The sequence below is a fragment of the Streptomyces sp. NPDC127038 genome (assembly GCF_042725875.1).
Lineage (GTDB): Bacteria > Actinomycetota > Actinomycetes > Streptomycetales > Streptomycetaceae > Streptomyces.
Genome location: NZ_JBHXDQ010000122.1, coordinates 1 through 8973 on the forward strand (window position 1 = coordinate 1; position 8973 = coordinate 8973).

Annotated in this window: 10 protein-coding genes and 2 pseudogenes; 6 read left to right on the forward strand and 6 right to left on the reverse strand. The window is 70.8% G+C overall.

Features of this window, described 5'->3' with window-relative positions; all coding sequences use genetic code 11:
* Both ACFWI4_RS40560 and ACFWI4_RS40565 read right to left on the reverse strand, forming a co-directional pair.
* Window positions 1-116 (reverse strand): annotated as a pseudogene (locus tag ACFWI4_RS40560) (antitermination regulator); the annotation flags it as partial.
* 457 nt (window positions 117-573) lie between these two features.
* A complete protein-coding gene (locus ACFWI4_RS40565; RefSeq protein WP_387206648.1) occupies window positions 574-1287 on the reverse strand; it encodes a hypothetical protein in 714 nt (237 codons plus the stop codon).
* Window positions 1288-1621: 334 nt separating this feature from the next.
* On the opposite strand from ACFWI4_RS40565, the gene ACFWI4_RS40570 reads away from it, so the two are divergent.
* A complete protein-coding gene (locus ACFWI4_RS40570; RefSeq protein ID WP_387206651.1) occupies window positions 1622-2047 on the forward strand; it encodes an SRPBCC family protein in 426 nt (141 codons plus the stop codon).
* Window positions 2048-2240: 193 nt separating this feature from the next.
* On the opposite strand, the gene ACFWI4_RS40575 is transcribed toward ACFWI4_RS40570, so the two are convergent.
* From ACFWI4_RS40575 to ACFWI4_RS40590, 4 genes and pseudogenes are all read right to left on the reverse strand, one after another.
* Entirely contained in the window at window positions 2241-2702 is a 462-nt protein-coding gene (locus ACFWI4_RS40575; RefSeq protein ID WP_387206653.1) for an SRPBCC family protein, read from the reverse strand.
* Between the two features lie 312 nt (window positions 2703-3014).
* Window positions 3015-4910, reverse strand: a complete 1896-nt coding sequence (locus ACFWI4_RS40580) for a helix-turn-helix domain-containing protein (protein WP_387206655.1) — start codon at window positions 4908-4910, stop codon at window positions 3015-3017.
* Between the two features lie 106 nt (window positions 4911-5016).
* Complete coding sequence (locus tag ACFWI4_RS40585) at window positions 5017-5535, reverse strand: ArsR/SmtB family transcription factor (protein WP_387206658.1); 519 nt, start codon at window positions 5533-5535, stop codon at window positions 5017-5019.
* A 266-nt stretch (window positions 5536-5801) separates the two neighbouring features.
* Window positions 5802-5894, reverse strand: a pseudogene (locus ACFWI4_RS40590) (transposase); the annotation flags it as partial.
* Between the two features lie 91 nt (window positions 5895-5985).
* Between ACFWI4_RS40590 and ACFWI4_RS40595 the strand changes: the two are divergent.
* The 5 genes from ACFWI4_RS40595 to ACFWI4_RS40615 all read left to right on the forward strand — a co-directional run bounded on the left by ACFWI4_RS40595 (window position 5986) and on the right by ACFWI4_RS40615 (window position 8902).
* Window positions 5986-6477: an MFS transporter gene (locus ACFWI4_RS40595; RefSeq protein WP_387206660.1), complete on the forward strand. Its 492-nt coding sequence runs from the start codon at window positions 5986-5988 to the stop codon at window positions 6475-6477.
* Window positions 6432-6920 carry an MFS transporter gene (locus tag ACFWI4_RS40600; protein ID WP_387206662.1) on the forward strand — a complete coding sequence of 163 codons (489 nt, stop codon included), beginning with the start codon at window positions 6432-6434 and terminating at the stop codon, window positions 6918-6920. The genes ACFWI4_RS40595 and ACFWI4_RS40600 overlap by 46 nt, the downstream gene beginning before the upstream one ends.
* A 219-nt stretch (window positions 6921-7139) precedes the next feature.
* Window positions 7140-7505, forward strand: coding sequence for a hypothetical protein (locus ACFWI4_RS40605; protein ID WP_387206664.1), 366 nt, complete (start codon window positions 7140-7142; stop codon window positions 7503-7505).
* A complete protein-coding gene (locus ACFWI4_RS40610; protein WP_387206666.1) occupies window positions 7502-8173 on the forward strand; it encodes a nucleotidyl transferase AbiEii/AbiGii toxin family protein in 672 nt (223 codons plus the stop codon). The genes ACFWI4_RS40605 and ACFWI4_RS40610 overlap by 4 nt, the downstream gene beginning before the upstream one ends.
* 375 nt (window positions 8174-8548) lie before the next feature.
* Window positions 8549-8902, forward strand: a complete 354-nt coding sequence (locus ACFWI4_RS40615) for a hypothetical protein (protein ID WP_387206668.1) — start codon at window positions 8549-8551, stop codon at window positions 8900-8902.
* Window positions 8903-8973 lie beyond the last annotated feature (71 nt).

An 8973-nucleotide genomic window follows, 5' to 3' on the forward strand; every position in this document is an offset into this window, starting at 1 on the left:
TCGACCAGCTCCGTGGCCGATGCCGTGATCCGCTGAAGGGTGGCATCGAAGGAGTCCTGAGCCAACAGGTCCCGTGCCATCGTCGCCAGCTGCTGTCCGAACTGTCCCCAGTCCACTTCGTCCTCCGTCTAGCATTCGGTCAGAACTGACCTGGTACCCGCCTCGGCGTGTTCGCAGCAGGGCCGACTGCTTGCCTGCCCGCGGCTTCTGTTCTGGCCCGCTTGTCATCCCATGCAAGCACCCCGAGTCGCCGCTCGCAGAGCGGCTTCCCTTCGGTTCACGTTGCGCATCCGCATGGGGCCGAGCCTGGCAAGGTCTTCTCGGCCGGCAGCCGGAGTGGCTGTGCCTGCGGCTGGAACCGATCCCGTCTGACCGGCCGAGCAGCCTCGGAAGCCCTCTGTGCGTTGTTCAGATCGGGAGGGTCAGGGCATGATCCGGCGTCGGCCAAGGGACTGGAGCCGCCGGCGACACGGGTACGGCGTGATCCGCGGCGCATCCAGAGAAACACGGTGGCGAGAGCAAAGCATGATCCGATGGGGTCATGGCCGGCGCGGGCCACGTCGGCCGGCCCCTTCAGTGGAGGATGCTGACAGCTCGGGCGATGACCAGGAGAGATGTCACAAGAGCAGCCACGCTCTCGATGCTCATCAAGATTTTTGCTCGAGTGGACAGGGGCATGGTGTCCGTCGGGCTGAAGGCCGTCGAGTTCGTCACGGAGATGTACAGGTAGTCCACGAGCGTGGGAACCCAGTCGCAGGCCTTGCTGGCGCCGTCGGCGACTTCCTCGACCGCGTCGTCGTTCTCGTCCTGCGAGAACCGGAAGTCGGCCAGGGGCAGCTCGCTACGTGAGGACTGCGTGCGCGCGACAGGACCGCCGCGATCAAGTTCCCAGTACGCGAGTCCGAACACGATGATGTTCGTCAGCCACACCTGCAGGGCCGCGACCAGCAGGGACGGCCCGTCCTTGACCTCGGCATGGACCAGTTCGTGGACGAGGATGCCGAGTGCGGTGAGGTTACCGCCGGCGATGAGCAGGACGAGAGCCAGCGACAGGACTCGAAAGGTCTTGGTCTGCCGGGTGAGCCTTTTGGGGTTGATGGCGATGAGCGGCACCAGCAGCAGGAGCTCCAGGACCGACAGCACATAGCGGGGGGCTACGAGGAGCTGCTGAGGCAGAGCCACGTACAGAGCGATGGCGATGAGCGTGGCGACAGCCGCCGGCAGCCGCGCTTCACCCCGGCGCTCGTGCCGGGGATGCCTGATCCGGGCGTCGGCGCGGCTCTTCACCACGGGCTCCTTACGGTAGCGACGAGGGGCGTCACACAGAGTGCTCCCGTCAGATCACGCAGGCCCAGGAGCAGGGTTCCGCCCTGGGGTGATCGACTACCCCACGTGCAGTGATGCAAGCAGGAAGGCGCCCGCGTCTGCTCAGGCCCGGCGCGGTCGTTCCGTACCGCGTCCCGGGACGTCCTGCTGGTGGCCACAGGTCCTGCCGGGCCAGGTGCCGCGCCGGAATCGGCGGGCCGGGGCAGCGCCGTATGAGGCGCACGTGCCTGGGTAGCCGGGTTTCACTGATTCGTCGCCGTCCGGGCGTCGATCCAAGGACGAGAGAGGTGTCCGCGTGTCTGCTTCCCTGGTGGAGACAGTCGACATTCAAGCCCCCGTGTCCGTCGCCTGGGACCTGTGGAGCGATGTGACCCGCTGGCCGTCCTTCCTGAGTCACGTCCGTCTGGTGGAGCCGCTGGACGAACGCCGCTTCGCCTGGCAACTGTCCTTGCCGGGAGCGGACAAGAACTTCGTCGCCGAACTGACCGAGGTGATCCCCGAGGAGCGGATCGCCTGGCACACCACTCAGGGCGTCCACCACGCAGGAGTCGTGACGTTCCACCGGCTGAGCGACGCATCGAGTCGTATCACCCTGCAGATCGAGTACGACCCCAAGGGATTCGTGGAGCACGTGGGCGCGCTCACCAACCTCGACTCCGTCCTGGCCAACTACGACCTTGGCCAATTCCAGAAGCTCGCCGAAACCGCAGCCGCCAGGTGACGTCTGCGCAGCCCCGGGACGGCGTCCGTCGTCCCGGGGCTTTCCCATGGACGGTGTATGGCCACCGCTGAGCTGCGTCCTTGAACCCGGCGAAGCCCAGAACCTGTGCACGTGCGCGGGAGTGACCAAGGCGGAGTGCAGCGAGACGGTCCACTCCGGCCCGTTGCATCGGACGGGACCTGCGGTGGCCGGGTCAACCCGCCGAGCCTCCGCCGGCGCCGAAGTGGCGGTCCACCGCCTGCGGCATCCGGCTGACCACCCCATCCCCCAGCCGCTCGAATTCCGCGCGCAGGAACGGAGAGGCGAGCCGGGCCAGACCGTGGAACTCGACACGGGCCCGGTAGGTGAGAACGGTGGCGCCCTTCTCCTCGTGGAAGGTCAGGTCGTCCGTGGAGGTGGCGGTGCGATTACGTCCGACGAAGGTCAGACGCCGGTCTTCGAGCCGGGCCAGCCGGTAGCGGAGTTCGGTGCGCCGTCCGCGGAACGTCGAGACGTTGAGCCATTCGGCACCCTCGGCGACGGATGCGCCGGCTCCGGCCGGACGGCAGCTCACCGTGCCCGGGTCCCATTGTTCGGCGTGGGAGAAGTCGGCCAGGTAGGCCACTACGTCCGGAAGGGGGTGATGCAGGGTGAGCGTGCGTTCGACTTCGACCATGGAACGTGCCTTTCACGGAAGCCGGCGGATGCCTTCCAGGGGTGCGGGAGACCCTTTCTCTCTTCCTGGTGGGGACACGGACCGGATGCAGCGGATCGCCCGGCCGTCTCGAAACACCGCTCCGGGAACGTCGCGAGTTGCCGCTGCTTCCCCGTGGCGTTGCCGGCCGGTCGCCCAACCCGGGTGCGCCTCTGGGGGTGTTGACCGGAGAGAAGCTGGCTTGCTCCCCGAACCCGTCGGCGCTGGGGACAGGGCCAAGGACAGCGCGCGTGACGGGCGACGTGACGGTCTCGGTTGTGGCCAGGGCGGTTGTCAGCCAAGGCCCACGTCGGCGCCGACGTACCCGAACTCGAGGGCCATGCGTACCAGCGCCTGCCGCATCAGGCTCCGGCGCTCCCTGCGGCCCATGACGGGAGGGGCGGTGACCGTGACCGCCATGCACGAGCGGCCGCCGTCGTAGCCGACGCCGAGCGGTGCCAGGTCGACGAGCGTGCCCAGGGCGGGCAGGACGCCGTCGGCGCCGGGCCGTTCGCAGGTTATCCGCAGCTCGGTGGTCGGCGGGGCCGCCCACCGGAGGCCGGCCGGATCGCCGACGAGACCGGGCAGCAGCTCGGCGGCCGTCTCCCAGGCGTCCAGCAGGACGGTCTGGACCTCGTCGAAGTCGAGCCGGGTGTTCGGGCCGCTGCCGAGCGCGCGCGCCCACGCCGCCGGATCCTCGACCAGGACCTCCGCGCAGGCGACCACGGTGGGGTTCACCGTGGTGGGCAGGGCGAGCATGGCGGCAGCCCGCAGGGCCGGACCGCCGCCGGGCACGGGGATCGTGCACGTGTAGCCGGCGGAGCGGGCCGCGTTGCCGGACGGCGTCCGCTCCCAGACGGCCGTACGCGGCTCGGCGCCCCGCCGCCTGGACAGCATGGTCACCGCGCCGGCCAACGCGCCGTAGGGGAGCTGCCGTTCGAGCTGGACGCGCCGGGGCTTGGTGATCTCCAGCGTGCCCGCGTCGGCCCAGGGCAGGTTCACCAGGGCACGCAGGCGCAGCGCGGGCGGGCGGCCGGCCGTCCAGTTACCGGCCGACCTGCTCTGCTGGAGCCCGAAGCGGGGGAGCGGTTCCCACCGCCACCCGCCGGCGCCGGGCTCCACGTGGGTCAGGCGGCCCGCGCCCCACGTACCGCCGCCGAGCTCCACACTGCGCGCGTCGGCCCCGATCACCCACGGCCCGGCCGCGCCTTCGGACGGGAGGGGACAGCCCACGGCCGCGAGCGGTTCCTGGTCCGGGGCGAGCCGGCCGGCGTCGACGACCGCCTGCCACACGGGCGCGGCGACGGCCACGGGCGGCCGGTCGGCCACCAGGCACAGCACCCAGCCGGGCTCGTCGCCGCGCGCGTGGTGGAAGTCCTGGAGGACGGCCGGCCCGTGAGCCCGGACCGGTCCGGCCGGCTGCCCCAGCCCGGCCCCGGCGAGCTCCTTGTGCGCCTCGCGCATCTCCCGCTCGTACTCCCAGAGCCCCTGGCCGATTTCCTCGCCGATTCCCTGGCTGGCTCCTTGGCCGACCTCCTGGCCGCCCCCCTGACCGGCCCTCAACTCACCGCCGCCCGGCCCGGCTTCGTACACCGCTTCGTCTATGAGCGCGGCCAGGGCCTGGCCGGTGGACACCCCGGAAGCGCGGACCCCGGCCGAGAGCAGCGCCTGGATCCCGGTGCGCGTCAGCCAGTGCGTCCCGTCGTCGTCCCGCACCGGCACCGCGACCGTGTCCGCCTGCCGAACACCCGGCTGACCCGTCGGCCCCGCGACCACGAAGAGGGTGCCGGGGGCCGGCTCGGGGACATGGATGAACACCACACGCCCGTCGTCGCTGTCCCCGGCGCCGGACCAGCCGATGCGCACCCCGTACGGGGCCGGGGTGATCCGGGTGCGCAGCAGCTCGCGCACCTGGCCGGCGTCCACCGCCTGCGGGCCGACGCCCACGACACGGTCGAGGACCTCGCCGTCGCCGTCCGTGCGGGTGGCGATGCCGATGACGATGACCCCACCGCCAGCGTTGGCCAGGGCCGCGACGTCCCCGGCGAGTTCCTCGGCCGCCCGGGGATCCTCGCCGAGCCGGTACGGGGCCGCCCTCGCATCGAGCCACCGCGTCTCCCGCAACTCCAGCAGGGAACCCGGCTCATGGCAGTCCAGCACGGCCAGCACGCTCATCAGATCCGTCGGCACCCCGGCAGTATCCACCGTTTTCGGCCTTCTGCCGCCGCGTTTGACAGACTCACGACCAGCGAGGACGCGCCGGTCGCCGGTCCGGAATCGGTACGGCCCGGGAGGGTCACTCTGGCGGCTGCGTCACGTCCTGCAGCGGGAAGGCCATCATGCTGACCCCCAGGGGAACGGTGCCCGGTGTGTGCGGCGGCCGGGCCGCCTCATGGAGCTCGGCGGCGACCTCCGCGAGCCGTCGCCGGATGTTCTGCCAGGTCCCGGGATCCACCCACAGTTCGGCGTCGACGGTCACCCCCTCGCCGTCCTCCGCACGCCGCAGGGACCGTTCCCGCAGGGTGCGCGCCATCGTCTCGGCCAGCATCGGGGTCCCCTCGTGCTGGTCGGACAGCAGGGTGCCCTGGACGGTGCGATAGCGGCGCTCCCTGCCGCCGCGACGGGTGCGTTCCTCCGCCAGCGCGACCAGGCCCACCGCGTCCAAGCGCCGCAGGTGCTGGCTGGCCAGCGCGTGGGAGACCTCCAGCTCGCGGGCGAGCTCGGCGGCCGACATCGGCCCCGGCCACATGAGGCTGAGCATCCGCAGCCGCAAGGGATGGGCGAGCGCGCGCAGCACGGGATCGGTATCGGTCACGCGAGCCAGTAAAGCGCACCCCGGTGTCCCGAACCCACTACCCCCAATCGAATCATTGGGGGTAGGTTGTGCGACCGGACGGACCGAAAGCCGGACGGACTGAACGGGGGAGGGGCATGGGCTGGAACGCGGCGAAGGTTGTGCGGGACCGCAACGCGGCCTTCTACCTTTGATCTTGGCCAGTGCTCTGCCCTATAGGGCGGGGTTGAAGGCCGTCTCAGAACTGCTCTGGCCCGCACCAGAGGCATGGGTCCGCAGTCTTCACCTCAGCCCATGGGGCGCTTCTGGTTCTCGATGTACTGCTTGACCACGGTCAGTGGTGCACCGCCGCAGGACCCGGCGAAGTAGGAGCCGGACCAGAAGTGTCCTCCCCACAGGTACTGCCGGACGTGACTGACCGCACCGTTCTTCGTGCGCTCGCAGGGCCAAGTGTGGCTGCTGTTCGCGGTGATGACCCTGGTCGGAACGGGCATGGTGCTCACGGACGCGGCCGAGACGGCCCTGGTGGCAGCCGCCGTGCCGGACGAACTGCGCGGTGACTTCAACGGCTTGGTGCTCACCGCCAACGAGAGCATGAAACTGCTCGCCCCGTTGGCTGGCGCGGGCCTGTTCACCGCCTTCGGCGGACCGACGGTGGGACTGCTGGACGCGGCCACCTTCGTCCTCGCCGCGACCGCCTTCAGACTGATCCGGGTACGAGAAGCCCCGCCCACGGCCCGCATCAGGCGGGCGTGGACCCGCGAGACCGCCGAAGGCGCCCGCTACCTACGACGCCACCCCGTACTGCGCCCGCTCGTCGCCACCAGCGCGACGGCCATGATGCCGCTGGCCTCAGCAGCACGGCCACGTACGCGATGCTCGACGCCGGGCTCCACCGGTCCCCGGCCTTCGCGGGCGTGCTCACCTCGCTGCAGGGCCTCGGGTCGGTCGGCAGCGGGCTGACAGCCGGTACGTTGATGCGCCGGCTGCCCGAACGCACCCTCCCCGCGGCCGGACTCGCCCTCCTCGCCATCGGCGTACTGGCGCGGGCGACGCCCTGGACGCCCGTCGTACTCGGCGGCAGTCTGGCGCTCGGCCTGGGCCTGCCCGTCCCGCTCATCGCGGCACTGACGGCCGTTCAGAGACACACCCCGTCCGAGCTGCTCGGCCGGGTCACGGCGACGGCCGGCACCGTGATGTACGCGCCCACCGGACTCGCCCTGCTCCTGGGCGCGGGAATGGTGGCCCGCCTCGACTACCGGGTGCAGCTCCTCGCCGCCGGCACGTTCGGCCTGGCCGCGGCAGCGACACTCACCCTGACCGGCCGCACCACCCGCGCCGCCCGCACCAGGGCACCGGACGGCGCCCGGCCCCTGCCCGAGACGAAGAAGGCCGGCACGACGTAGAAGGAGCGATATCGGAAGGCGGGCTGCGGGCTTTACGCCAGCGCGCATCGATGATCCACGGGCCTTCATCGAGGTGCTGAAAGGCCGCCGAGGGCAGAAGGCGGTCTGGCTGCGATCTCGTTCTCGGCCTGCCACGCCTCACCGAGGAATCGACTGTCGGGTGTGCCGGTCCGGGCGTCGGCCGTGACCCGCCCGGTCGGGCAGGCGATAATCGGGGGCATGGCCAGCTCCTCTCGTTTCCCGGTGCCTAACGCCTTCGAGCTGCTCCGCGAGCAGTACGCCAAGCGGCTGCCCGCGGATCTTCAGGACCTGACGGGGCCTACCCACGGCTCGGTCGACCTGCCACTGCACGTGGCCTGGTCAGGACGCCGCTCCTACGACATGGAACAGCCGCGCTCGCGGATGAGCCTCTACCGCACCGTCCTGACCGAAGGGCAGCGCCAGGACCTGGTCGCCTTCCTGAACCGGGATCTGCTGCTCGGGCAGTGGCCGGTACTGCGCACCCTGATCAGCCGACCGCTGAGGGACGCCTGGGAAACAGCCTTCCCCGAACTGTCCGCCGCCCGGAGCGTGCCGGCCGCGTGAACCTGACCGACCTTCACCGCCGGCTCCTTGCCGATGTACTCGCGATCGGCACCCCGTACCCCTTGGTGATCACAGGCGGTTACGCCGTCCAGGCTCACGGACTGGTCGACCGCCTCAGCCAGGACCTCGACGTAGCCACCGAAAACCCGGCCTCGATCGCCGAGATCGTCGCCGTGGTCAGCGACGGCCTCGTCATCCGCGGCTGGGGCGTCCGCCGGATCGAGACGGGCGCTCTCTCCGGCCGTCTCATCGCAACCGACCCGCAATCCGGAGAGGAATGCGAGGTGGACGTCCTCAAAGAGGCATTCTGGAGTCCGCCTACGCAGACCGAGTACGGACCGGTGCTGGCCCTCGACGACGTGATCGGCACCAAGGTCCGTGCGCTCGCGGACCGCGGCGCGGTCCGCGACCTCATCGACGTCCACGCCGCCTCCCAGCACCGCACCACCGCCGACCTCGAAACGCTCGGCCGCCGCCACGCACGCTTCGAGTTCAGCCTCCAGGACCTCCGCGACCGCCTCAACGGTGCCGAATGGTGGGACGACAAGGACTTCACCGACTACGGCCTCAATCCCGGCCAACTGGCCGACCTGCGCGCCTGGGCCCTCGCCTGGGCGGCCGAGCTTGACGCCCGCCTCTACGCCGAGGAGAACCCGGACGAGGTGTAGACGCTCTTCGGGGGGCATAAGGCGGCCGCTCCGACCACAGCGGGCGGGCCTCGGCCGGAGCGCACGGTGTGAACGACAGGGCCGCAGGTCCTCTTTGGGACGAGCCTCCATGGCTTCATCACGCTGATGCCGATGCCTGGAGCGGCAGGCGTGAGGAGACGAAGTCCCCGTGGCCGCCGACGCGCGACAGGTCACTCCATTGGCGGGCATACATATGACTATTTGTGCCGAATGAGAAATCCATTTCCATTGCTTAAGAACACGGTGTTCTGCGGTGATTCGGTCGCATCCGGGCGCAAGGATCAATCCGTGCCCGGCCGAACGGTTCGGGCAGTGCCGGGGTTTTGGCCCCGGTTCGTACGGAAAGGCCTGAACATGATCAACGGGTTGAAGAGGGCCGCGGCCCTGGGGGCGGCGACGGTGGCGCTGGCCGCGGGGGCGGTCGTCGGTACGGTCGGTACCGCGTCGGCCGCCCCGCAGGACCACCAGCCGCCGACGGCGTCGCAGGGTCACCGGCCGCCGGGTGCCGCGCGGGACCACGGGCCGTCGGCCACCCCGCAGGGCCACCGGCCGTCGGAGGCGTCGCGCCACTGCGTGAAGGTGGCGGGGCACTGGGCCCGGGAGTGGCGCCCGGCGTTCCGGGATCGGCACCACCGCCGGCACCCCGGCCAGTGGGTCCGCGTCTGGCACCCCGCCCACCAGGACTGCCACCACGGGCCCCGTCGCTGACGTAGGCATCCGCCGGTAAGAGGCGGCAGCGGTCCGAGCCGGAAGCGGCCCCGGCGCACCTTCTCGAAGGC

What these genes read in the sequence shown, in the direction of transcription:
- ACFWI4_RS40575 (WP_387206653.1), bottom strand. Translation starts at nt 2,702, where the DNA reads ATGGTCGAAGTCGAACGCACGCTCACCCTGCATCACCCCCTTCCGGAC.
- ACFWI4_RS40595 (WP_387206660.1), top strand. Translation starts at nt 5,986, where the DNA reads ATGACCCTGGTCGGAACGGGCATGGTGCTCACGGACGCGGCCGAGACG.
- ACFWI4_RS40605 (WP_387206664.1), top strand. Translation starts at nt 7,140, where the DNA reads ATGGCCAGCTCCTCTCGTTTCCCGGTGCCTAACGCCTTCGAGCTGCTC.
- ACFWI4_RS40615 (WP_387206668.1), top strand. Translation starts at nt 8,549, where the DNA reads ATGATCAACGGGTTGAAGAGGGCCGCGGCCCTGGGGGCGGCGACGGTG.